Annotated in this window: 21 protein-coding genes; 18 read left to right on the forward strand and 3 right to left on the reverse strand. The window is 71.6% G+C overall.

The window, feature by feature from the left end; translation table 11 throughout:
* The first annotated feature begins 2 nt into the window (after window positions 1-2).
* Genes MR1_RS01810 through MR1_RS01845 form a run of 8 tightly spaced genes read left to right on the forward strand, consistent with a single transcriptional unit; the run spans window position 3 to window position 7,772 of the window.
* On the forward strand, window positions 3-848 hold the full coding sequence (locus tag MR1_RS01810; RefSeq protein ID WP_084344283.1) for an ATP-binding cassette domain-containing protein: 846 nt from the start codon (window positions 3-5) through the stop codon (window positions 846-848).
* Window positions 845-1,927, forward strand: a complete 1,083-nt coding sequence (locus tag MR1_RS01815) for an ABC transporter permease (protein ID WP_067242860.1) — start codon at window positions 845-847, stop codon at window positions 1,925-1,927. The genes MR1_RS01810 and MR1_RS01815 overlap by 4 nt, the downstream gene beginning before the upstream one ends.
* A 47-nt stretch (window positions 1,928-1,974) precedes the next feature.
* The gene (locus MR1_RS01820; RefSeq protein ID WP_067242862.1) at window positions 1,975-2,958 is read left to right on the forward strand and encodes an ABC transporter substrate-binding protein; all 984 of its coding nucleotides are present in this window, start codon (window positions 1,975-1,977) and stop codon (window positions 2,956-2,958) included.
* Window positions 2,959-3,017: 59 nt separating this feature from the next.
* Window positions 3,018-3,785, forward strand: coding sequence for an SDR family oxidoreductase (locus MR1_RS01825; RefSeq protein ID WP_067242864.1), 768 nt, complete (start codon window positions 3,018-3,020; stop codon window positions 3,783-3,785).
* 1 nt (window position 3,786) lies between these two features.
* Window positions 3,787-5,262, forward strand: a complete 1,476-nt coding sequence (locus MR1_RS01830; protein ID WP_067242865.1) for a rhamnulokinase — start codon at window positions 3,787-3,789, stop codon at window positions 5,260-5,262.
* Window positions 5,259-6,014: a class II aldolase/adducin family protein gene (locus tag MR1_RS01835; RefSeq protein WP_084344284.1), complete on the forward strand. Its 756-nt coding sequence runs from the start codon at window positions 5,259-5,261 to the stop codon at window positions 6,012-6,014. The genes MR1_RS01830 and MR1_RS01835 overlap by 4 nt, the downstream gene beginning before the upstream one ends.
* On the forward strand, window positions 6,011-6,745 hold the full coding sequence (locus tag MR1_RS01840; RefSeq protein ID WP_067242867.1) for an SDR family oxidoreductase: 735 nt from the start codon (window positions 6,011-6,013) through the stop codon (window positions 6,743-6,745). The genes MR1_RS01835 and MR1_RS01840 overlap by 4 nt, the downstream gene beginning before the upstream one ends.
* A gap of 49 nt (window positions 6,746-6,794) precedes the next feature.
* Window positions 6,795-7,772 (forward strand): 1-phosphofructokinase family hexose kinase, encoded by a 978-nt coding sequence (locus MR1_RS01845; protein WP_067242868.1) that lies wholly within the window; start codon window positions 6,795-6,797, stop codon window positions 7,770-7,772.
* 32 nt (window positions 7,773-7,804) lie between these two features.
* Here the strand turns inward: MR1_RS01845 and MR1_RS19610 are convergent, their stop codons facing one another.
* A complete protein-coding gene (locus MR1_RS19610) occupies window positions 7,805-9,022 on the reverse strand; it encodes an HAD-IA family hydrolase (RefSeq protein ID WP_169797635.1) in 1,218 nt (405 codons plus the stop codon).
* An 82-nt stretch (window positions 9,023-9,104) separates the two neighbouring features.
* Here MR1_RS19610 and MR1_RS01855 point away from each other — a divergent pair, with 82 nt between their 5' ends.
* On the forward strand, window positions 9,105-10,013 hold the full coding sequence (locus MR1_RS01855; RefSeq protein ID WP_067242869.1) for a tagatose-bisphosphate aldolase: 909 nt from the start codon (window positions 9,105-9,107) through the stop codon (window positions 10,011-10,013).
* 69 nt (window positions 10,014-10,082) lie between these two features.
* Window positions 10,083-11,072, forward strand: coding sequence for a LacI family DNA-binding transcriptional regulator (locus MR1_RS01860; RefSeq protein ID WP_084344293.1), 990 nt, complete (start codon window positions 10,083-10,085; stop codon window positions 11,070-11,072).
* Window positions 11,073-11,087: 15 nt separating this feature from the next.
* Here MR1_RS01860 and MR1_RS01865 read toward each other — a convergent pair whose 3' ends face one another.
* Window positions 11,088-13,223: a nucleoside/nucleotide kinase family protein gene (locus tag MR1_RS01865; protein WP_255218065.1), complete on the reverse strand. Its 2,136-nt coding sequence runs from the start codon at window positions 13,221-13,223 to the stop codon at window positions 11,088-11,090.
* Window positions 13,224-13,377: 154 nt separating this feature from the next.
* On the opposite strand from MR1_RS01865, the gene MR1_RS01870 reads away from it, so the two are divergent.
* The 3 genes from MR1_RS01870 to MR1_RS01880 all read left to right on the forward strand — a co-directional run bounded on the left by MR1_RS01870 (window position 13,378) and on the right by MR1_RS01880 (window position 16,442).
* Window positions 13,378-14,106 (forward strand): SDR family oxidoreductase, encoded by a 729-nt coding sequence (locus tag MR1_RS01870; protein ID WP_067242872.1) that lies wholly within the window; start codon window positions 13,378-13,380, stop codon window positions 14,104-14,106.
* A gap of 73 nt (window positions 14,107-14,179) precedes the next feature.
* Entirely contained in the window at window positions 14,180-14,965 is a 786-nt protein-coding gene (locus MR1_RS01875; protein WP_067242874.1) for an SDR family NAD(P)-dependent oxidoreductase, read from the forward strand.
* Window positions 14,966-14,993: 28 nt separating this feature from the next.
* Window positions 14,994-16,442 carry a rhamnulokinase gene (locus MR1_RS01880; protein WP_067242875.1) on the forward strand — a complete coding sequence of 483 codons (1,449 nt, stop codon included), beginning with the start codon at window positions 14,994-14,996 and terminating at the stop codon, window positions 16,440-16,442.
* Window positions 16,443-16,461: 19 nt separating this feature from the next.
* Here the strand turns inward: MR1_RS01880 and MR1_RS01885 are convergent, their stop codons facing one another.
* Entirely contained in the window at window positions 16,462-17,394 is a 933-nt protein-coding gene (locus MR1_RS01885; protein WP_067242877.1) for a sugar-binding transcriptional regulator, read from the reverse strand.
* 143 nt (window positions 17,395-17,537) lie between these two features.
* Here MR1_RS01885 and MR1_RS01890 point away from each other — a divergent pair, with 143 nt between their 5' ends.
* The 5 genes from MR1_RS01890 to MR1_RS01910 are packed head-to-tail and all read left to right on the forward strand — an operon-like array spanning window position 17,538 to window position 23,764.
* Window positions 17,538-18,584 (forward strand): NAD(P)-dependent alcohol dehydrogenase, encoded by a 1,047-nt coding sequence (locus MR1_RS01890; protein ID WP_067242879.1) that lies wholly within the window; start codon window positions 17,538-17,540, stop codon window positions 18,582-18,584.
* Window positions 18,581-20,167, forward strand: a complete 1,587-nt coding sequence (locus MR1_RS01895) for a sugar ABC transporter ATP-binding protein (RefSeq protein WP_255218066.1) — start codon at window positions 18,581-18,583, stop codon at window positions 20,165-20,167. The genes MR1_RS01890 and MR1_RS01895 overlap by 4 nt, the downstream gene beginning before the upstream one ends.
* Window positions 20,164-21,171: an ABC transporter permease gene (locus MR1_RS01900; protein WP_067242882.1), complete on the forward strand. Its 1,008-nt coding sequence runs from the start codon at window positions 20,164-20,166 to the stop codon at window positions 21,169-21,171. The genes MR1_RS01895 and MR1_RS01900 overlap by 4 nt, the downstream gene beginning before the upstream one ends.
* 58 nt (window positions 21,172-21,229) lie before the next feature.
* Window positions 21,230-22,303, forward strand: a complete 1,074-nt coding sequence (locus tag MR1_RS01905) for a substrate-binding domain-containing protein (protein WP_067242884.1) — start codon at window positions 21,230-21,232, stop codon at window positions 22,301-22,303.
* A 60-nt stretch (window positions 22,304-22,363) separates the two neighbouring features.
* The gene (locus MR1_RS01910) at window positions 22,364-23,764 is read left to right on the forward strand and encodes a xylulokinase (RefSeq protein ID WP_067242886.1); all 1,401 of its coding nucleotides are present in this window, start codon (window positions 22,364-22,366) and stop codon (window positions 23,762-23,764) included.
* Window positions 23,765-23,784 lie beyond the last annotated feature (20 nt).

The following is a 23,784-nucleotide window of genomic DNA, read 5'->3' on the forward strand; positions in this document are numbered from 1 at the left end:
CCATGTCGGACCGTTCGAGGGTTCCGGTTCTCCAGGCGCGAGGACTGTCGCGTCAGTTCGGCCACGTGCGCGCACTGAACGACGTCGACTTCGAGGTCTTCCCCGGGGAGGTGACGGCGCTCATCGGGGACAACGGCGCGGGCAAGTCCACGCTCGTCAAGGCGTTGTCCGGCAATCTCGCCGTCGACTCGGGGACGATCCTGTTCGACGGGGCCGAGGTCGACATGTCGTCCCCCTCGGCGGTGAGCGCTCTGGGCGTGGAGACCGTGTACCAGGACCTCGCCCTCGCCCCTCATCTCGACCCCGTGCAGAACATGTACCTCGGTCGGGAGCTGCGGCAGTCGGGCCTCGCCGGGGCTTTGGGTTTCATGAAGAAGAAGGAGATGCGCAGCCAGTCGCGCGCCGCCTTCGACGAGCTGGGCGCGACGGTGCGGTCGCTCACTTCTCCCGTCGGCGAGATGTCGGGCGGCCAGCGGCAGGCGATCGCCATCGCGCGCGCGGTGCACTGGGCCTCGCGCGTCGTCTTCCTCGACGAGCCGACCGCGGCTCTCGGCGTGCGGCAGACCCAGAACGTGCTCGAGACGATCCGCCGGGTGCGCGACAAGGGCATCGCCGTGGTGTTCATTTCCCACTCGATGCCCCACGTGATGGAGGTGTCGGACCGCATCCAGGTGCTGCGCCTGGGCACCCGGGTCGCGAACATCCCGGCGAACGACACGTCGATGGAGGAACTCGTCGGCCTGATGACCGGCGCGGTGACCCGCGACGCCGCACCGCCCGTGGCGGACGTCGCCCCCGAGGGGGACCTCGCCGAGACCCCCGCCACGGACGAGGAGACGGACCGATGACCATGACCACGCCGCCGACGGAGACCGTCGCCATCGGAACCCTCCAGGAGCCGAAGGGCGGCTTCCTCCGGAACCTGCTCAAGGCCCAGGCATTCCAGATCCTGCTCGTGCTCGTCGCGATCGTGCTGGTGTTCAGCGTCCTGGCGCCGGACACCTTCGCGCAGTGGTCGAACTTCCGGCTCATCATCCAGAACGCATCGATCCTCGCGGTCCTCGCGGTGGGCATGACCTACGTCATCATCACGGCGGGCATCGACCTGTCGATCGGATCGGTGCTGGTCTTCTCCGGCGTCGTTTCGGCGATGGTGATGCGCGCGATCGGCGGGGCCGGGTGGGGAACCGCCGTGGTCGGCATCCTCGTCGCGATCGCCTGCGGGATCGGCTGGGGGCTGCTGAACGGCTTCCTCATCGCGAAGGCCAAGATCCCGCCGCTGATCGTCACCCTCGGAACGCTCGGCATGGCCCTCGGCCTCGCACAGATCCTCACCGGCGGCGTCGACATCCGCGAGGTCCCGTCGGTGCTGACCACGACGATCGGGTACGGCAACGTCTTCGGCACGATCCCCACCATCTCGGTGATCGCGCTGGTCATCGTCGTCATCGGCGGAATCGTGCTGCATTTCACCCGGTTCGGGTTGCACACCTACGCCGTCGGGTCGAGCGAGCTCGCGGCGCGCCGCGTCGGCGTGAAGGTCGACCGGCACCTCATCGCCGTCTACACGCTGTCCGGGGGTCTCGCCGGCATCGCGGGCATCCTGTCGCTGTCGCAGTTCTCCACCACCGCGATCGCCGGGCAGTCGCAGACGAACCTCAACGTCATCGCCGCGGTCGTGATCGGAGGCACGAGCCTCTTCGGCGGTGTCGGAACGATCGTCGGCACCGTCGTCGGCCTCTTCATCCCGGCCGTGCTGCAGAACGGGTTCGTCATCACGGGCGTCCCGCCGTTCTGGCAGCAGGTCGCCGTCGGCGCCGTCCTCATCACGGCGGTCTACGTCGATCAGGTCCGTCGGTCCGCGGCCATGCGCGGCGGTTCGCAAAGCCTCTGGCGCAAGTTCGTCAGCGGGAGCCGGCGCACCTGACGCCGGCCCACCACCCCCACACAGTCAAGAGAAGAACGGTGATCACAATGAAGTGGAACGGGAAAGCGGTCAGCATCGTCGCCATCGGCGCATCGGCGACGCTCGTCCTGGCCGGGTGCGCCGGCGGCGGGGACGCCGGGGACGCCGGCGGTGACGGCGGGTACGACATCGCCTTCGTGCAGGGCGTCGCGGGAGACGAGTTCTACATCTCCATGCAGTGCGGCATCGAAGAGGCGGCGAAGGCGGCAGGGGCCACGGTCCAGGTGCAGGGGCCGGAGAAGTTCGACCCCACGCTGCAGAAGCCGATCGTCGACGCGCTCGTTGCCTCCAAGCCGGACGCTCTGCTCATCGCCCCGACCGACGTGACCGCGATGCAGGCCCCCATCCAGGCTGCGGCTGACGCCGGCATCAAGGTTGTGCTCGTCGACACGACGCTGGAGGATCCCTCGATGGCGGTCTCCCAGATCGCGTCCGACAACGAGGGCGGTGGCGCCGCGGCCTTCGAGGCCATCCAGGCGGCCCACCCCGAGGGCGGCAAGGTGCTGGTCGTCTCCATCGACCCCGGCATCTCCACCTCGGACGCCCGAGGAGAGGGCTTCGAGAAGGCTGTCGCGGAGGACCCGAAGTTCGAGTCGCTGGGCATCGAGTACTCGCACAACGAGCCCGCGGAGGCCGCCCGCATCGTGACCGCGGCGCTGCAGGCCAACCCGGACATCGTCGGCATCTTCGCCGCCAACCTGTTCGCCGCCGAGGGAACCGCGACCGGCATCCAGCAGGCGGGCAAGCAGGGAGCGGTCACGGTCGTCGGCTTCGACGCCGGCCCCGCGCAGGTCGAGGCGCTGCGCAACGACGTCGTGCAGGCGCTCGTCGCGCAGGAGCCCGCCACGATCGGCAAGGACGGCGTCGCACAGGCGCTGGACGCTCTCGAGGGCAAGTCCACCGAGAAGAAGATCCAGACCGGCTTCACGGTCATCACCAAGGAGAACATCGACTCCGACGGCGCTGCCGCCGTCTACAAGTCGAGCTGCTGACACCGCCCTTCCGGTGGCCGGGTCGAGCCCGGCCACCGGAAGACCGACTGGAGGAAACCATGAGCTTTCCCGATCTGGCAGGACGCGTCGCCGTCGTCACGGGCGGTGCGCGGGGGATCGGCTACTCGCTGGCATCCGCGCTCGCGCGTGAGGGCGTGAGCGTCGCCCTCCTGGACCAGCTGCCCGAGGTCGAGGAGTCGGCCGCACGCCTGGCAGCCGCGACCGGAGCGCCGACCGCCTCGGCCGTCGTCGACGTGACGGACCCCTCGTCCGTCGATGCCGCCTTCTCCGCCGTCCGCGAGCGTCTCGGGGTGGCCGATCTGCTCGTGACCGCGGCCGGCATCACCATCTGGGGCGACTCCGCCGAGGTCGACCCCCGCACCTGGTCGAAGGTCGTCGACGTGAATCTCAGCGGCACGTTCTACGCGACGCAGGCGTTCGCCCGCCCGCTGCTCGCCGAGGGGCGCGAGGGCTCCGCCGTCCTCATCTCGTCGATGTCGGGCCGCGTGGTCAACGTGCCGCAGCACCAGGCGTCGTACAACGCATCGAAGGCCGCCGTCGATCAGCTGGCGAAGTCGCTCGCGGTCGAATGGGCGCCGCGCATCCGGGTCAACGCGATCGCCCCGGGGTACATCCTCTCCGACATGACCCGGCAGTTCACCGAGGAGAACCCCGAGCTCGCGGCCGACTGGGTGTCGATGATCCCCGCCGGACGCATGGGCGAGCCGGCTGACCTCGACGGGATCCTCCTGCTGCTCGCCTCATCGGCCTCGTCGTACCTCACCGGTCAGACGCTGGTGATCGACGGCGGCTATACCGCGATCTGACATGCCGGCCGCCTACCTCGCCGTGGACCTCGGATCGTCGAGCCTGCGGGTCATGATCGGCCTCCTGCGAACGGATCGCCCCGGTGAGCCGATCCTCGAGATCCGAGAGGCGGGTCGCTTCCCGAACGTCCCCGTCCGCCGGCCGGAGGGGCTCGGCTGGGACGTGCCCTCGCTCCGCGACGGCGTGCTCGCCGGGCTCCGCGCGGGTGTGACCGCAGCGGCGGACGCGCAGGCGCCGTTGCGCGGGATCGGCATCGCGGCGTGGGGTGTCGACTACGCCCGGCTCACCCGCGCCGGGGCTCTGCGTCCGTTCATGCGGCACCATCGCGACGCCGACGTCGTCCTCGCCGCGACCACGGCGTCCGGACGTGACGCCGCCGCCGACTACGCCGTGACGGGGGTCCTCGACCAGGCCATCAACACCGTCCATCAGCTGCGGCAGGACCTCGCGGCCGGGATCGGCGCGCCCGACGACACGATCCTGCTCACCGCAGATGTCTTCGTGCACCTGCTCACCGGGCGGATCGGCGCCGAGGCGTCGCTCGCGTCGACGACGGGCCTGCTCGACCGAGCGACCGGCGACTGGTCCGCCGCGCTCGCCGCAGGGCTCCCCGCCGTGCTCCCGCCGATCGTGCCCGACGGATCGCCCGCCGGCGAGACCACGGACGAGGTGACCGCCGCGATCGGCGCGCACCGCCCCGTCCCCGTGTACGCGGTGACCGCGCACGACACCGCCGCGGCCTTCATGGCCGTCACGGACGCCGCGGACGCCGGGACGGGCGTCGTGTCGAGCGGAAGCTGGGGCGTCGCGGGGGTAGCCATCGCCGCCCCTCTCCTGGAGGAGCGTGCGCGACTCGCGGGGTTCACGCAGGAGATCGGCGCGGCGGGCGACACCCTTCTGGTGAAGAACCTCAGCGGCATGTGGCTGCTGCAGCAGACACTGCGCGAGTGGGCCGAGGCCGACGGCCGCCCCGGACCCACGATCGAGTTCCTCACTCGGCTGCTGGCGGAGGCCGAGGCATCGGACTACCGCGGGCGCTTCGACCCCGCGGACCCGGCGCTGCAGGCGCCGGGCGGACTGGTGGGGCGACTGGAGGAGGCATGCGTCGCGCACGGCGCCGCCCGGCCTCGCACCCGCGCCGACCTCGTGCGGGCGATCGTCGACAGCCTCGCCTCCGCCTACGCCGAGACCCTCGAGCTCGCGGCGGGGTTGAGCGGACAAGACCTGCGGCGCATCCGGATCGTGGGCGGTGGCGCGCGCAATGCGCTGCTGTGCGCGCTCACCGCGGAGCGCAGCGGACGCACGGTGGTCGCAGGGCCGGTCGAGGCCTCGGTGCGCGGCGTGCTCCTGCAGGTCGCGATCGCGGCGGGCGACCTCGACCCCGCGGCTGCCCGAGGGCTCGCCGTCGACGACGGCGACGGCCCCGAGCGCATCATCCACCCGGCATCCGCCCCAGCGAACGGAGAGCACGCATGACTCGGCGCGAAGAGCTGACCGAACTGAGCAGGAGACTCGGGGACCCGGGCATGGACGCAGCCGTGCTCGGCGAGGGAAACACGTCGATGCGCGACGGTGACGCGATGCTCGTCAAGGCGTCGGGTGCCGTCCTCGGCCAGGCGACGCCCGCGGACTTCGTCCGGATAGATTTGGGAGAGGCGCTGGAGCTCGTCGACGACGACCGGGCGACCGGCTCCGATGTCGATCGGTACTTCGATCGTCTGGCGACGACGGAGGGGCGGCGTCCCTCCGTCGAGGCACTGCTGCACGTCGTGCTGTACGACCAGACCCCCGCGCGGGTCATCGCGCACTCTCACCCCGCCCACGTCAACGCGCTGCTGTGCTCCGCGCACCCGGAACTGCTGGTGGAGGGAGCGCTGTTCCCCGACCAGATCGTGGTGCTGGGGGCCAAGCCGCTGCTGGTGCCCTATGTCGACCCGGGGCTGACGCTGGCGCGCGAAGTGCGGGCGCGACTCGTCGCCCATCAGCGCGCGCACGAGGCGCCCCCGTCGACGGTCTACCTGCAGAACCACGGGATGTTCGCCACCGGTGCGAACGCGGCACAGGTGCTCGGCATGACCGCGATGGCCCAGAAGTGCGCGCGGACGATCATCGGTGCCGCCGCCGTGGGCGGTGTGCGCTTCATGCCGGAACACGAGGTGCGGCGCATCGACACCCGGCCGGACGAGAACTACCGGCGCGCGCTGCTCGCCGAGGGGGGAGAGGAATGACCGTGACGAGCATCGAGGGGCGCACCGCACTGATCACCGGAGCGAGCTCGGGCATCGGCCTGGCGACCGCGCAGGCGCTCGCCGCCGCCGGGTGCCGTGTGGTCGCCGTGGCCCGCGACGAGGAGCGGCTCACCACCCTGGCCGAGCGGCATCCGGATCTCGTGTCGACGCTCAGAGCCGACGTCGCCGATCCCGCCAGTGCGCAGCGGATCGTGGACGAGACGCTCCGGCGGCACGGCCGGCTCGACATCGTGCTGCCCAACGCCGGGATCTACGTGGGCGGGGACCTCGTCGACGCGACGGTGGAGCAGATATCCCGCCTGGTCGCGACCAACATCACCGGGGTCATGACCCTCGTCCGGGCCGCGCTTCCCCCGTTGCTGGCACAAGGGAGCGGAGACATCCTCGTGACGAGCTCGGTGTCCGGCCACCAGGACATCGAGTGGGAGCCGGTCTACTCGGCCAGCAAGCACGCCGTGCAGTCCTTCGTGCACACGGTGAGACGGCAATACGCGAACAGCGGTGTGAGGATCGGGGCGATCGCGCCGGGCGTCGTGCTGAACCCGCTATGGGGGTTCGCGCACGGTTCTCCCGAGGAGGCGGAGCGGATCGCCGACGCCACCGGGATCCGCTCCTCGGACGTAGCGGATGCCATGCTGTTCATGCTGACGAGGCCCGCGCACGTCGTCGTGCGCGACCTCGTGCTGCTGCCGTCCGGACAGCCGATCTGAGGAGGCGCGACATGCGGCAGGGACCGAAGGCGCCGGCAGGAGGCGGGACATGATCGCCCCGATCGTGACCCTGACCGCAGCCGGCGCGATCGACGCGACCTACCGGGTGCCAGGAGCCCTCGAGCGCGGCGCCTTCGTCAGGGCGTCAGGGTGCGAGCGGGAGCTCAGCGGAAAGGGTGTGAACGTGTCAGGCGCGCTGAGCGCGGCCGGCGTGCCGACCTCGGCGGTGGTCGTCCTGGGCGAGGACGACCTGCCGTTCGCGCGGGCGTCGCCGCTGGCCGGGCTGCTGCGGATCGTCCCGGTGCCGGGCGCGACGCGGGTCAACATCTCGGTCATCGACTCCGAGGGTGCGACGACCAAGGTGAACGCGCCGACGCCCGGGATCGCGACCGCAGCCTGGGCGGAGGCGTGCAGCGCGGTCGCCGACGCGTCGGCCGGGGCAGGGTGGGTCGTCGTATCGGGCACGCTCCCGGCGGTCGGCGGCGCGACGGCGCGGATCGCCGACGTGGTGCGTGCGGTGGGGATCGCGGGACCCCGCATCGCGGTCGACACCAGCGGTGCCGCGCTGGCCGACGCGGCAGCCGAACCCGCGGGGATCGCCGTGATGAAGCCCAACACGCACGAGCTCGCCGAACTGGTGGGGCGCTCGCTGCGATCGGTCGGCGACGTCGTCTCCGCGGCGCGGGAGCTTCGCGCGCGGGGTGTCGGCATCGTCTTCACGAGCATGGGTGCGGACGGCGTGCTCGTGGTCGGCGATGCCGCCGTGGTCCACGCCACGGCGCCTGCCCCCGCGGTGGTGAACACCGCGGGCGCAGGCGACGCGTCGCTGGCCGGATTCCTGGTCGGGCTCGAAGACGACCCTGGGCGTGCTGACGCGCTCGCCCGGGCGGCCGCGACGGCTGCCGCGTGGGGCGCGCTCTCCGTGGCGCAGCCGACGACGATCCTGTCCTCGCTCGCCGGTGCGCCGCGTGCGGAGGTGACGCGCGACCCCGATCCCGCCCTCCGTCTGACCGAGCCGGCGGGCTGACCCGCGGCGGGACGGCCTCCGGACACGGCACCTCAGCCGACGGCCTGTACCCGGAGGCCGTCCGCCGCGAGCGTCGTCGTGATCCGGTCGAGCCCGTCGAGCAGCAGGTCGGCGGGAAGCTCCGAGTCGGCGACCGTCCCGGTCAGTCCGATCACCGTGCACCCCGCCGCGCGGGCGGCGAGGATCCCCGCTGGGGCATCTTCCACGACCAGGCACCGCGCGGGATCGATGCCCAGCCGATCCGCGGCGGTGAGGAACGGCTCTGGATCCGGCTTGCCGTTGCTGACGTCGTCCGCCGTCACGAACACGTCGGGGGCGTCGAAGCCGGCGGCGCGCAGGCGGGCTGTGGCCAGACGCCTGGTCCCCGAGGTCACCACAGCCCTGCGCTCGGGCGGGATGCCGTCGTAGAGCTCCCGTGCACCGAGTACACCGGGCAGCTCCACGGTGTCGGCGAGCTCGAGATCGAGCACTCGTGCGACCCCCTCGGCGCGAAGCTCGGGCGGGAGCAGACGGGTGACGAGCGTGTGCGCCGGTTGCCCGTGAGTCGCGTGCAGCGCCTCCATCGAGACCCCGTAGTGCTCCGCGAAGCGACGCCACGCGCGGATGACCGAGGCGGTGGAGTCGACGAGCGTGCCGTCGAGGTCGAAGAGCACGGCGTCGAAGGAGCGCGAGAAGACCGCGGAGGCGCGATCGATCGGGGTCCTCATCCCGACGGCGCAGCGCGCCCGCACGAGCTGCTGCGCGGGGGAGAGATCCGCGTCTACGGACACCACGGGGATCGACGGCGAGCGGAGGCGCTCCTCGATGCGGTGATCGTCCCGCGGCGAGCCGCGCATGGCGCGACGGGACGCGAGCAGTCCCGGGTCGCCGTGCAGGTGCAGCACGCGCGGGACGACGGGCGCCACGGCCGCTTGCAGCAGCTCCCACTCTGCGCCGCCCTCGAGCTCCCGGGTGAAGGGGGCCACGAGCACGGCTCCGCCCGTGGTCGCCACGACGTCGGCGGCCACGGCGCGCAATGCGGCGTACCTGCCTTCGCGGATCGCGGAGGCGTGCGCTCCGCGGAGCCAGTGTCCGCCGCCCCACGTCTCGGAGTCGAGCGCATCGAGCAACGGCGTCGTCACGGCGTCGAGGTCGATCAGGGGGAGACGAAGGTCGGCGGCCAGCGCGCGACCGAGCGTGCTCTTGCCGCTGCCGGCGACGCCCGCCACGACGACCACGCGGTGTTCGAACGGTTGACAGGGCTGGCTCATGCCTCCACCATAGGAGATAAAGACACCGGTGTCATGGTTGATTTTCCGCGGAACATCGGTGGCCAGGAAACGAGGAGCCCCCATGATCGCCACCGCCGCAGCGAACCCGCTCACCACGCTCGAGAGACGGGCGCTGCAGACCCTCACCACACCGGGTGGGGGACTGCTCATCGTCGCCGCCGACCAGCGCAACGGGATGAAGGCGGCCATCCCGGACGCTCCCGCCGGTGCCGACGCGATCACGAGGGAGGAGCTCGCGGCGGTCAAGGCCGATCTCGTCCGTCACCTCGCGAACCACGCCCCGGCGATCCTCCTCGATCCGGAGGTGGCGCTGCCCGGGGTCGTGGACGACGGCGTCATTGGGCGCGGCACGGCCCTGGTCGTGGGTCTCGACGCCTCCGGTTTCGAGACCGACGACGGCCTGCGCTACACCCGCTTCGTCCCCGGGGTGACCCCGCGCACGGTGCGGGAGCTCGGCGGCGGGGTCGCGAAGATGCTCTATTACACGCGACCGGATCGGCAGGACCGGGACTCCCGCGTCTTCGCCGAGATGCAGGCGCTGATCGAGGAATGCGAGGCGGAGGGCCTGTTGCTCATCGTCGAGCTGCTCACCTACCGGCTCGACGACGAGAGCGAAGAGGACTACACGAGCGCCTTCCCGGCGCTCGTGGCCGAGGGTGCGGCGCTCGCCGTCGCTGCGGGGGCGAAGATCCTGAAGCTGCAGTACCCGGGGTCGGCGGAGGCCTGTGCCGCCGTGACCGCGGCCGCACAGGGCGTGCCGTGGGCAGTGCTCTCCGCGGGAGTCGACCACGAGACCTTCGTGTCCCAAGTGTCCGTCGCGGTCGCCCATGGGGCCGCCGGGGCGATGGCGGGCCGCTCCCTGTGGAAGGACAGCCTCTCGTACGACCCCGCGCGCCGGAAGGAGCTGCTCACGGCGCGCGCCCTGCCGCGGCTGCAGGAGCTCGCGGGCGCGGTCGACGGGCGCGTCTGACCGGGCTCGGGCGGGTAGGGTGGCCGAAGGCTGCCCCGCCCGAGGGGCGAGGAGGTGCCTGTGACGACGATGCGTGACGTCGCGGCGCGCGCGGGCGTGAGCACGAAGACCGTGTCGCGCGTATTCAACGACGACCCGCACGTGCTGCCCGCGACCCGGGCCCTGGTCGAGCGGGCGATGCACGAGCTCAACTACGTGCCGAACGTGCTCGCCACGACCTTCCGTGCCGGCCGCACGTCCGTGATCGGTGTGGCCGTTCCGGACATCGTGGACCCGTTCTTCGCCTCGATCGCCCGTGCGATCGAGGACGTCGCACGGGGGCGGGGCCTGTCAACGCTCGTGACGAGCCTGGGAGCGGACCCGGCGCGCGAGCGCGCGGCGATCGAGTCGATGCTCGGTCGACAGCTGTCCGGACTCGTGGTCGCTCCGGTCGGGATCGATCACTCCTGGCTGGAGCGCTGGCGCGAGCACACCCCGCTCGTGTTCGTCGACCGTGCGCCCGTGGGACTCGACGTCGACACGTTCGTCGAGGCGGACGAGCGGGGCGCCGCGCTCGCCGTCCAGCACCTCGTCGCGCACGGTCACCGACGCATCGCGTATGTGGGGGACGCGGTGCACCTCTCGACCGAGGCGAACCGGCTGGAAGGGTGGCGGCGTGCGCTCGTCGAGGCCGGGGTCGAGGCGGACGAGGACCTCGTCCGGACCGGGGTCTCGGACCGGGACGCGGCGCGGGACGCGATCGCCGCGCTGCGGGCACTGCCGGACCCGCCGACCGCGGTCTTCTCGGCGAACGCGCGTTGCTCGATGGCGCTGGCGGCGGCGCTGCGCGATGACCCGCTCGCGATCGTCGGCTTCGGCGACTTCCCGATGGCCGATGTCCTGACGCCGGCCCTCACGGTGATCGATCAGGACCCCTATCGGCTGGGCACTCTCGCGGCGGAGCGCATCTTCACTCTGCTCGACAGCGGCGGCGCCGCGCGCGCGGCGCCGGTGCTCTCCGTCATCGATGTGGCCCTGGTCGAGCGTGAATCGTGCGGCGGACGAGGCCCTGCCGGCTGACCCCGCACCCGCGCGTCATCCCAGCGCGGCCATGGCGGCGCGGGCGCCGTCCGCCGCGATGCGGCCGCGTGCCTCGACGAACGCCGTGCGCAGGCGTTGATCCTGCCCCAGGCCTCCGAACACGGGCGCGCAGTCGAGGAACGCCCCGGGTTCGGCGTGCTCAGCGGCCAGGGCGGCGTGCAGCAGGTCGATCCGGCGATCCACGACCGGCGTCGGGGTCCCGTCGTCCGCGCGCCCCTCGAGGAACACGCTCCACGCGGCGATCACCAGGGCGGCGTGCGCGATCGATCCCCCGGAGGACAGCTGGGCGCGCACCACGGGAAGCAGGAAGGTGGCGATGCGGTCGGCCCCGTCGACCACCTGCCGTGCGAGCGTGTCGCGCACGGCCTCGCTGGCGAAGCGGGCCACGAGCTGGTCCGTGTACTCGTCGAGATCGATGCCCGGCACCGGGCGGAGCGTCGGGATCGCCTCCCGGTGCATGTACCCGTGCAGGAAGGAGCGGAACAGTGGGTCCGAGCACGTCTCGTGCACCGTCGTCATCCCGGAGAGGATTCCGAGGTAGCCCATGGCCTGGTGGGAGGCGTTGAGCAGTCGGAGCTTCATCAGCTCATACGGCTCGACGTCGTTCACGATCTGCACGCCCACCGTCTCGAAAGCCGGCCGCCCCTGGGGGAAGTCGTCCTCGAGCACCCACTGCGCGAAGGACTCCGAGCGCACGGGCCACCGGTCGTCCACGCCGAAGCGGTCGCGCACCAGCGCGCGCGTCTCTTCGGACGTCACGGGGGTGATCCGGTCCACCATCGAGCTCGGGAACGACACGGTGGTCCGGATCCAGGACGCCAGATCCGGGTCGACGAGGTCAGCCAGCCCCGCCACCGCGGTCCGTGCCACCGTGCCGTTTCCCGGGATGTTGTCACAGGACATCACGGTGAACGGGGGGATGCCGCGGGCCCGTCGGCGGGCGAGGGCGGCCACGAGGTAGCCGAGGGCACTGCGGGGGTGCGACGTTCCGTCGCCCTCCGCGTCCGAGCGGGTCGCGTCGTCCTGCGGGGCGAACCGCCCCGTGGCCTCGTCGATGCCGTAGCCGCCCTCGGTGATCGTCAGCGAGACGATGCGGGTCTCGGTCGCGGACAGCGCGGCAAGCACGGCCTCTGGGTCGTCCGGTGCGTAGAGATACTCGGTCATCGAGCCGACGACGCGCGCCGACTCGGTTCCGTCCGGGGTCACGGTGACCAGAGTGTAGAGACCGTCCTGAACCGACATCGCGTCCCGCATCGCGGCATCCTCCGGCCGCAGCCCGACGCCGCGGATCGACCAGTCGGCGGCGCCCTCGGCGAGCAGGCGGTCGACGAAGAACGCCTGGTGAGCCCGATGGAAGTTGCCCACGCCGATGTGCACGATGCCGGGGCGCACGACGTCGCGGTCGTATGCCGGTCGTGCGACCTGAGGGGGCAGTGCAGCCAGCGTCCTCGCGCTGAGCGGGACCGCACCGCCCGCGTCGGTGAGTCGGAGGACGCGGTCGGCGCGGCCCCGTGAGGACCGCACGAGCTGCGCGTTCGCCTCGTCGACGCCGTGGACCCAGGCTGCCGCCGCGTCACGGGCGTGGCCGTGACCCTGCCGACGAGCGATCAGGCGGCTCCGTCGCGTGTCGTCGTCGAGATCGAGGTACCAGACCTCGTCGAGCAGCGGGCGCACCGCCTCCCATCCGTGGCCGTCGTGCAGCAGGTAGTTCCCCTCCGTGATGACCAGCGGCGTCTCGGCATGCACCGCGACCGCGGCGCCGATCGGCTCCTCCCGGTCGCGGTCGAACACGGGCGCATACACGGTTCCCGTGGTCTGCGCGGCGAGTCGTCGGAGCAGTGCGACGTAGCCGTCGACATCGAAGGTGTCCGGCGCGCCCTTGCGCTCCCGCCGGCCCAGCCTCCCCAGCTCCGCGTCGGCGAGGTGGAAGCCGTCCATGCCGACGACGACGGCCGCGTCTCCGAGGGCGTCGACGAGGGCCGCCGTCACGGTGGACTTCCCCGCTCCCGGAGGGCCCGTGATCCCGAGGATGCGTCGGCGTCCGTCCTGCGTCCATCGGCGCGCATTCCGGACGAGCTCGTCGAGGGACGTGTCGGGGCCGGTCATCGGGTCGGGCGTGGTGCGGGACACGGCGTCGAGTTCTTCCTGGTCGAACGGCTCGGGAGTCATCCGCGGCGGTGCGGGCGCCCTGTGGGCACGCTACGCTGACCATGTCACCGGTGTCAAGAACACCGGAACGCCGATCCGGCACCCGCACGCACGTCTCGCGATGGAGAGAGATCACATGACTGGATTCCAGGGCCGAACCGTCCTCGTCACCGGCGCCGGAGGCGGCATCGGTGGTGCTACCGTCCGCCACCTCGTCGCGGCCGGCGCCGACGTCCTCGCCGCCGGGCGTACCGCGGACAGTCTTCAGGCGATCGTCGAGGAGACCGGTGCTGCGCCGGTGGTCTTCGACCTCGAGGACGAGGGGGCGATCCGTGCCGCCATCGAGGGCCGCGACCTGTACGGCGTCGTGAACTGCGGAGGCTGGGGCGGCGAGATCGCGACCCCCATGGACACCGATATCGCCGTGTTCGACCGGGTCATGAGCATCAACGCCCGGGGCGCGCTGCTCGTGACGAAGTACGCGTCGCGGGAGATGATCCGCGTCGGTCGCGGCGGCGCCATCGTGAACGTCTCCAGCCAGGCCAGTCTCGTGGGCCTCGCAGGGCACATCTCCTACGGTTCGTCGAAGGCGGCGCTCGACAACATCACGCGCGTGTCCGCGCTGGAGCTCGGGGGGTACGGGATCCGGGTGAACGGCGTCAACCCGACCGTCGTGATGACCCCGATGTCGGCCTGGTACTGGGGGCGGCCGGAGATCGAGGGGCCCTTCCTCGACGCGATGCCCCTGCACCGCTGGGCGACCGAGGACGACATCGCGGCTCCCATCGTGTTCCTGCTCGGCGACGGCGCCGCGATGATCTCCGGGGTGTCGCTGCCGATCGACGGCGGATACACGAGCCGCTGACCACTGATGCTCCCCGGCGCGCTCATATGAGCGGGCGCGTGTCTAGTTCGAGCATTCGCGTTAGGCTCTGCCCATGCCAGCTTTCACATCGGAACCTCTGCTCGGCCGGGTGGCCGTGGTCACGGGCGGCGCCCGGGGTCTCGGGCATGCGATGGCGCAGGCCCTCGCCGAGGCCGGCGCCGACGTCGCCCTTCTGGACCGCCTGGACACCGTCGCCGAAGCGGCCGAGGCGCTGCAGGCCGCGTCGGGGCGCCGGTGCATCGGTCTGCCGGTGGACGTGACCGACGATCAGTCGGTCGCCGAGGCCTTCGAGGACGTCTCCCGTCGGCTCGGCGAGGCGGACGTCCTCGTCAACAGCGCGGGCATCACGCTCGGGGCGCCCCTGCTCGAGACGACGGCGGAGGCGTGGAGACGGGTGCTGGACGTCAACGTCACCGGCACGTTCGTCACCAGTCGCGTGTTCGCCCGCCGGCACATCGACGCCGCGACGGGTGCGCCGGCGAGCATCGTCAACGTGTCGTCGATGTCGGCGTTCGTCGTGAACGTCCCGCAGACCCAGGCCGCCTACAACACGTCGAAGGCCGCCGTGTCGATGTTCACCAAGAGCGCGGGGATCGAATGGCAGCCGTACGGCATCCGGGTCAACGCGATCGCCCCCGGGTACTTCGCCAGCGACATGACGAGGGACTTCGTGGCGGAGAATCCGGAGATGGCGCAGGAGTGGGTCCGGCGCATCCCGGCCGGACGCATGGGCGAACCGGAGGAGCTGGGCGAACTCCTCGTCTACCTCGCGAGCGAGCGGTCCCGCTACGTCGTCGGTCAGAGCATCCTGATCGACGGCGGTTACACCAGCGTCTGACCGCTCTGCGGACCCTAGGCTGAGAGGCATGCCGGACCTGTCCCCCGACTCGGCGCCCTTCCGGGCCGCCGCCGTCGACCTCGGCGGGTCAAGCGGACGCGTGGTGAGCGCGTGGGTCGGTGCCGATCGGCTGCGCATCGACGGCGTCCGCCGGTTCCGCAATCGGGCGTTCACCGACGAGCTCGGACTCCGCTGGGACGCGCAACGCCTCTTCCGCGATGCCGTGACCGGCTTGCGCTCGTTGCGGGCGGACGGCCCGCCGTTCGCGAGCGTCGGTGTCGACGCGTGGTCGGGCGACTACGGACTGCTCGCGTACGACGGCCTCCTCGACGCGCCGTTCCACCAGCGCGACGCGCGCACCGAGCGCAGCTTCCCCATCGTCGAGGCCATCCTGCCCGCCGCCGAGTCGTTCCGGGAGACGGGCGTGACCGCTCTGCCGATCATGACGATCTACCAGCTCATGGCGGACAGGGAGGCGGGGCGCCTCGACGCCGTGCGGCGGATGCTGCTCATGCCCGACCTCCTCGCGCACTGGCTCGGCGCTGCGGAGCTGGCCGAGCTGACCAACGTCTCGAGCACCGGGCTCGCGCTGGCGTCCGGCCGAGGGTGGGATCGACGCCGGATCGACGCCCTGGGACTGGCGCCGACCCTGTTCCCGGAGACGGTCCGCCCGGGAACCGTCACCGGTCGTGTGAAGGAGGGGATCCTCGCACCGGGCGACGGCACGGACATCACCGCGGTGGCGTCGCACGACACCGCCAGTGCGGTCGTCGCCGTCCCGGCGCAGGACGAGAACTTCGCGTTCGTCTCGTGCGGCACCTGGATGCTCACCGGCGTCGAGATCGACCACATCGTCACGAGTGAGCGCGCGCGTGCGGCCGGCTTCACCAACGAGCTGGGGATCGACGGCACCGTCCGATTCCTGCGGATCGCCGCCGGGCTGTGGCTTCTGAACGAGTGCTTCCGCGAGTGGGGCATGGACGGGTGGGGCGCGCGTGGCACGAGCGCGCGCCGCGCGGTGTTCGCCCGCGCGGCGGCGGTCCCGGTCCCGCCGGTGCTCGTGGACACCGGTGATCCGCGCCTGCTTCGCCCGGGGCAGATGTCCGCGCGCATCGCAGAGCTCGTCGAGGAGAGGGGGGGAGTCCTGCCGCCGGATCGCGCTGCCGTCGTGCGGCTCATCCTGGAGAGCCTCGGGGCCTTCGTCGCCCGTCAGCTGGACGAGGCGGCAGCGCTCGCCGGCGTGGACGTCCGCGTGGTCCACCTCGTCGGGGGAGGCTCGGAGTCGCCGATCCTGGCCCAGGCGGTCGCCGACCGCAGCGGGAGGCCCGTCGTGGCGGGGCCGTCGGAGGCCACGTCTCTGGGGAACCTCCTCGTGCAGGCGCGGGCGCACGGGGTGACCGGTGCGGACCTCGGCGATCTCCGGCGCATCGTCCGCGCCTCCGTGAGGCTCCGGCGCTACGAGCCCGCCCGGGGCTGAGCCGCCTTCGCCCCGGCGCTCACGCGGGGGCGTCGAGCAGTCGCCGGGCGAGCGCCGCGTCGGTCACGAGGGAGTCCACGATCCCCGAGCGAAGGGCCGCCGCGACGGCGCCGGTCTTGGACGGGCCGCCCGCGACGGCGATGACCTCGGGGACGCGGCGAAGCTGCTCAGTCGAGACGGCGAGGGACCGCTCGGCGATCGAACCGACGACGGCGCCGTTCTCGTCGATGAGGGTGGCGCAGATCTCCGCCTTGACGCCGGCGGCCAGGAGCTCGTCGAGCGCCCCGGCGCGCCCGGCGTTGTCGTAGAGCTGGGAGTCGGGCGGATTCCACGAGCCGATGGCGACGACCGCCTTGGTGACCGAGTCGAAGCGGCGGAACGTCTCCATGATCCCGGGCTCCCGCCGCAGGGCCGACGCCGTCGCGGCCGTCTCGACGAGCAGGGGCGCGAAGATCGCGTGGGCGCGTCCGTGCGAGATCCTGCTCACCTGCCGGATCACCTCGACGCCGTTCTCGGGAGTGGGGGCCGCCACTCCCGCGAGCTGCACCACCTCGCACGTCGCCAGCGAACGCAGATGGCCGGCCATCGCCGTGAGGGTCCTGCCCGCGGTCAGGCCGAGGACGTCGCCCTCCGTCACGATCTCGGTGAGCAGATCGGCGGCGGCACGCCCGAGCCTGTCCTGGATGAGCTCCGGGCTCGTGCCGGGCGTGAGGACGGCGAGCGCCCGCGTGAGCCCGAACCGCGCGCGCAGCTGCATCGACAGGTCGAGATCCAGCGAGTCCGGCGCCTCGATGGTGATCTTCACCAGTCCCTGGGCAAGGGCGTCCTCCAGCATCCGGGCGATCTTGAACCGCGAGACGCCGAGCTCCTCGGCGATCTCGATCTTCGTCAACCCGTCCAGGTAATGCCGGCGTGCCACGTGCGAGATCCGCACCAGCTCATCGGGGCCCATGTCGCCTCTTCGTGTCGCATCGGTCAAGTCGGATCAGCATATCCCGAATTCGTCGCCCACGCTCATATGAGCGCATGGTTGTCTCATTCGTCACCCATGGCTAATGTCGGTCGAGCAATCACGACAGCACCACGAGGAGCCCGATGAAGCGCACTGACGTGCCGACCACCATGCGCGCGAGCGTTCTGATGCGAGCCGGCGAACTCACGACCCAGACCCGTCCGGTCCCCGTACCGCTGGCCGACGAGGTGATCGTCCGCGTGACGGCCGTCGGGGTCTGCGGATCCGACGTCCACTACTTCCGCGAGGGTCGGATCGGCGACTTCGTGGTGACGGCGCCGCTGGTCCTCGGACATGAGGCCGCCGGAGTGGTCGTCGCGACCGGGGCCGACGTCGACGCGTCCCGGGTCGGCGAGCGCGTCTCGATCGAGCCCCAGCGACCGTGCCGTGTCTGCGAGTTCTGCCGGAGCGGGCGTTACAACCTGTGCCCGCGGATCGAGTTCTACGCCACGCCCCCGATCGACGGGGCGTTCGCGGAGTACGTCGCGATCCCGCACGACTTCGCCTACACGGTCCCGGACGGCGTCAGCGACGAGGCGGCCGCGTTGATCGAGCCGCTCTCGGTCGCGGTTGCCGCCGTCGAGAAGGCCGGCATACGGCCCGGGAGCCGCGTGCTCGTGACGGGTGCCGGCCCCATCGGCATCGTCACCCTCCAGGTCGCGCGGGCGTTCGGTGCCACCGACGTCACCGTCAGTGATCCGATGGCCGAACGCCGCGAGGTGGCCCTGCGCTTCGGGGCCGCGGGGGTCGTCGACCCGGCAGCGGGACCTCTCGGCTCGGGATACGACGCGTTCGTCGACGCGTCGGGTTCGCCCGTGGCGGTGCGGCAGGGGATCTCCGCGCTCAAGGCCGGCGGCGTCGCGGTGCTCGTCGGCATGGGCGCCGACGAGATCGCCATGCCCGTCTCCACGATCCAGAACCGCGAGTTGCACGTCACGGGCGTGTTCCGCTATGCCAACACCTGGCCGACCGCGATCGCGTTGGCCGCCTCCGGCGCGGTCGACCTGGACGCCCTCGTCACCGGGGACTTCGGTCTCCATGAGGTGGCCGAGGCCCTCGAGTCCGCCTCGACGCCGACCACGCTGAAGAGCATCGTGCGTCCGGACCGCGAGTACGCGAGGCAGCCGTGACGGTCGCCGCGGCGACGGACGTCGCCCTGCAGGACCAGCCGCCCATGCTGTCCTGCGTCGACATCCGGAAGTCCTTCGGCGGGGTGCCCGTGCTGAAGGGGGTCGGTCTGAGCCTGGTGCCCGGCACCGTGACCGCTCTCGCCGGGGAGAACGGCGCAGGCAAGTCGACGTTGATGAAGATCGCGTCGGGCCAGATGAAGGCGGACGCCGGACGCGTCCTCGTCCGCGGCGAGGAGCTCGCGTCGGGATCGGCCAGGGACGCGCACCAGCGGGGCATCGCCATCGTCCCTCAGGAGCTCGCGTCGATTCTGGACACGACCGTATACGAGAACATCTTCGTCGGGCGCGAGCTGCGCAACCGCGCGGGGCTCGTCGACCGCCGCCGGATGGCGAAGGAGGCGCGGCGGATGCTGGGCGAGTTCGGCGTCGACATCGACCCGGGCGCGCGGATGGGGTCCTTGCCGGTGGGCCTCAGGCAGATCGTCGAGATCGTCAAGGCGACCAGCACCGGAGCACGCGTGCTGCTGCTGGACGAGCCGACGAGCGCGATCGCCGAGCGCGAGGTCGCGCGTCTCATCGAGAGCATGCGGATGCTGCGCGACCGCGGTGTCGCGATCCTGTTCACCACGCACAAGATGGAGGAGATCCGGGCGGTCGCGGACCGGGTCGTCGTGCTCCGCGACGGCGGCCTCGTTGCCGACCAGCCGTTGTCCTCGCTCAGCGACGACGACATCGTCACGGCGATGATCGGCCGTGAGCTGGAGGATCTCTTCCCCGACCTCCCGCCGCCGTCCGACGAGGTGGCGTTGACGGTGCGGGGGCTCGCCTACCCGGCCGCGCCGCAGCCGGTCGACCTTCAGATCCGCCGGGGCGAGATCGTCGGCCTCGCCGGTCTGGTCGGCGCGGGGCGCACCGAGCTCATCGAGGCCCTGTTCGGAGTCCGTGCGTCGACCGCCGGGGAGATCCGCGTCGGTGGGACCCGGATCCGTCGCGGCCGTCCCGCGGACGCGATCACCGCGGGCATGGCGCTCGTCCCCGAGGACCGCAAGGGCGCCGGCGCCGTGCTGAGCATGGACATCCTCGCGAACGCGACCCTCCCCCGGATGGGTGCCTTCTCCCTGGGCGGGTGGCTCCGGGGGCGAAGCCGTGCGGACGCGGTGTCGCGCGTGATGGACTCCGTCCGTCTGCGCAGCCGAGGGCTCGGGCAGCTCATGGAGACCCTGTCGGGCGGCAATCAGCAGAAGGTCGTCCTGGCCCGATGGCTCACCGGCGAGGTCAGGGTCCTCCTGCTCGACGAGCCCACCCGCGGGGTCGACGTCGGCGCCCGCAGCGAGATCTACCGGATCATCACCGACCTGGCGGGCTCGGGCATGGCGGTCGTCATGGCCTCCAGCGACATGCCGGAGATCCTCTCCCTCTCGCACCGCGCGCTCGTGATGAAGGACGGCGCCGTCGTCGCGGAGCTCGATCGCGCCGCCCTCCAGCACCCTGACGTGCAGGATCGCATCTTCCGACTCGCCAGCGGTCTCGACGCCTCCGGCGCGCCCACCGGCATCGCCCCCTCTCCCAAGGACGACCAATGAACGACATCCGCACCTCCTCGCCGGCCTTCTCGACCGACACCGGCGTGAAGCGCTTCAGCCCCACCTGGTTCGGCGACATCGCGATCCGCTACGCGATGGTGATCGTGATGGTGCTCATCATCGCGTTCTTCCTCTACCGCAGCGCGCGCTTCGGCACGGTGGAGAACCTGCAGACGATCCTCGTGGCCGCCGCGCCTTTCGCCCTCATCGCGCTCGGCCAGACCCTGGTCATCCTCACGGGCGGCATCGACCTCTCCGTGGGGAGCGTGATCGCCGCATCCGCGGTGTTCGGCAGCCTGACCGCCAAGGCCTTCCCGGACCAGGTCTGGCTCGCGCTCGTCGCCGGTGTGCTCGTCGGCTTCGTCGCGGGGGCGGTCAACGGGTTCGTCGTGTCGGTGATGAAGGTGCCGCCGTTCATCGCGACGCTGGGCATGCTGACCCTCGCGTCAGGGGTCGCGTACGTCGCCGGCAACGGCGCACCCATCACGGGGCTGCCCGCGGACTTCTCGGCCATTGCGAACGCGCAGTTCGCCGGTCTGACGCTGCCGGTGATCCTGATGATCGTCGGCATCCTGGGGCTGGCGCTGATCATGCGCCGCACCACGTGGGGCATGCGGGTCTACGCCATCGGCGGCAACCCCGTCGCCGCACGGATCGCGGGGATCAACGTCGGTCGCACGGTCTTCAGCGTCTACGCGATCTCCGGTGTGCTCGCGGGGATCTCCGGTGTCATGCTCGCCAGTCGCGTGACCCTCGGCGCACCCAACCTGGGCGTCGGCTACGAGCTCGACGCGATCGCTGCGGTCGTCATCGGCGGGGCGAGCCTCCTCGGCGGCCGGGGCTCGATCTGGGGCACGGCGCTGGGCCTGCTCCTCATCCAGACGCTGAACAACGGTCTCGACATCCTGACCGTCCCCGCCTACTGGCAGAAGGTCATCAAGGGTCTGCTCATCGTCGCGGCGGTCGCCGTCGACGTGTGGGCGACCCGGCGGCGAAGCCGATAGCCGCCTCCCGGCACCCGCCGACTCCGGCAGCACACGAACCACCAACGAGAGGAATCACATGTTCACCAAGAAGAGCCGCACCGTCGCGACCTTCGTCCTCGCATCCGTCGCCGGGCTGGCGCTCGCCGGGTGCGGTGCCGGAGACCCGTCCGCCAACGCCGGCGGCGACGGGGGCGGCGAGGAGCGCATCACCATCGGGGTCAGCGTCTACGACATGTCCTCCTTCGTCACGGAGGGGAAGGAAGGCATCGAGCGCTACGCGGACGAGAACAACATCGAGATCCTGTGGAACTCGGCGGGCCTCGACGTCAACACCCAGGCGAGCCAGGTCGACCAGTACATCACCGCGGGCGTCGACGCGATCGTGGTCATCCCGGTTCAGGCGGACTCGCTGCAGCCGCAGATCGCCGCGGCGAAGGCCGCCGACATCCCCTTCTTCGACGTGAACGCCGCGCTGGACAGCCCCGACCTCACCGGCTCGGTGCAGCCGGACGACGTGGCGGCCGGTGAGCAGGAGGCGCAGATGATGGTGGACGCGCTCGAGGGCAAGGGCAACGTCATCATCCTGCAAGGGCCGCTCGGCGGCTCGGGGGAGATCAACCGGGGCAAGGGGATCGACAACGTCCTCGCGCAGCACCCGGAGATGAAAGTCCTCGCCAAGGACACCGCGAACTGGAAGCGGGACGAGGCCGTGAACAAGGTCAGCAACTGGATCTCCGCGTTCGGGGACGACATCGACGGCGTCATCGCGCAGAACGACGACATGGGCCTGGGCGCGCTGCAGGCCCTCAAGGAGGCGGGGATGACCGGCGTTCCGATCGTCGGCATCGACGGCATCGCCGACGGCCTCGAAGCGGTCAAGAACGGTGACTTCGTGGGGACCTCGCTGCAGAACGGCACCGTCGAGCTCTCGGCGGGTGTCGCCTACGCGGCCGCCGTGGTCCGCGGAGAGGACGTCGAGGAGAACCCGATCTACCTGATGCCGGCGATCACGAAGGACAATGTCGACGAGGCGATTGCCCACGTGGTCACCGAGCGCGCGGCGTTCCTCGACCAGCTCACCGAGATGACGAACAAGAACCTGAAGACGGGCAACATCGCCTACGAGGGCCTCACCGGTCAGACGGAATGACGGAGGGCGGGACACGGGCACGGCGGTGACCCGTGTCCCGCGGCGGGACAGGAGAAGCGGATGCCGAGGACGTATGTCGCCGGGGTGGACTCGTCCACGCAGAGCTGCAAGGTGAGCGTGTACGATCTCGCCACGGGACGCACGGTCCGGGCCGGCCGAGCCCCGCATCCGCCGGGGACCGAGGTCGATCCCGAAGCCTGGTGGACGGCCTTGCGGGCGGCGATCGCTGACGCCGGCGGGCTGGACGGGGTCGCCGCGGTCTCCGTCGCCGCGCAGCAGCACGGCCTGGTCGCGCTCGACGCCGAGGGGAACGTCGTCCGCGACGCGCTGCTGTGGAACGACGTCCGGAGCGCGGACGCCGCCTCCGCGTTGGTCGCCGAGATCGGCGCGGATGAGTACGCGCGTCGGGTCGGGCTCGTCCCGGTCGCCTCGTTCACGGCGGCGAAGCTGCGATGGCTCCGTGACCATGAGCCGGACCGTGCCGCCCGGGTCGCCGCGGTCGCCCTGCCGCACGACTGGCTCTCCTGGCGGCTGCGCGGCTTCGGCCCCGCGGGGTCAGGCGGGCGGGGTCCCGTGCTCGAGGAGCTCGCCACTGACCGCTCCGACGCCAGCGGCACCGCATACTGGAGCGCCGCCACCGGCGCGTACGACGCCGATCTGCTGCGCCAGGCGTTCGGTCGCGTGCCGGTCCTTCCCCGCGTGCTCGGCCCGGCGGAGCGGATGGGGACCACGCCGGACGGGGTCGTGATCGGCGCAGGACTGGGCGACAATGCCGGCGGCGCGCTCGGACTGGGGGTCGGGCCGGGGGACGCCGTGATCTCGATCGGCACGAGCGGCACGGTCTTCGCGGTCTCGGAACGCGCACTCTCCGATCCGACGGGGGTGGTCGCCGGCTTCGCCGACGGGAGCGGTCATCATCTGCCGCTCGTGGCGACCCTCAATGCTGCCCGTGTGCTCGACGCGGTGGCAGGGCTGCTCGGTGTCGACCATGCCGGGCTCGCCCGCCTCGCTCTCGATGCGGAGCCCGGATCCGGCGGTCTGGTGCTGCAGCCGTACTTCGAGGGCGAGCGCACCCCGAACCGACCGGACGCGACGGCGACGCTGTTCGGCATGACGCTGACGTCCACTCGGCGCGAGAGTCTGGCGCGCGCCGCGGTGGAAGGACTGCTGTGCGGCCTCGCCGACGGGCTCGACGCGATCCGGCGGTGCGGGGTCCCGGCGCGGCGGGTGCTTCTCATCGGCGGTGCCGCGCGCAACGCCGCGGTGTCCGCGATCTCGGCACAGGTGCTCGATCTGCCCGTCGTGGTGCCGGGGATCGAGGAGGCCGTGGCCCGAGGTGCGGCGGTGCAGGCGGGCTGGGCCCTGACCGGGGAGCGGCCGTCCTGGGAGGACGCCTCTGCACGCTCCGTCCCGGCGGATCACCACCCGGTCATCCGCGAGCAATACCTCGCCCGCGCCTGACCGCCGGCCCCGGATCGGCC

It is taken from the genome of Microbacterium resistens NBRC 103078 (assembly GCF_001552355.1).
GTDB lineage: Bacteria > Actinomycetota > Actinomycetes > Actinomycetales > Microbacteriaceae > Microbacterium > Microbacterium resistens.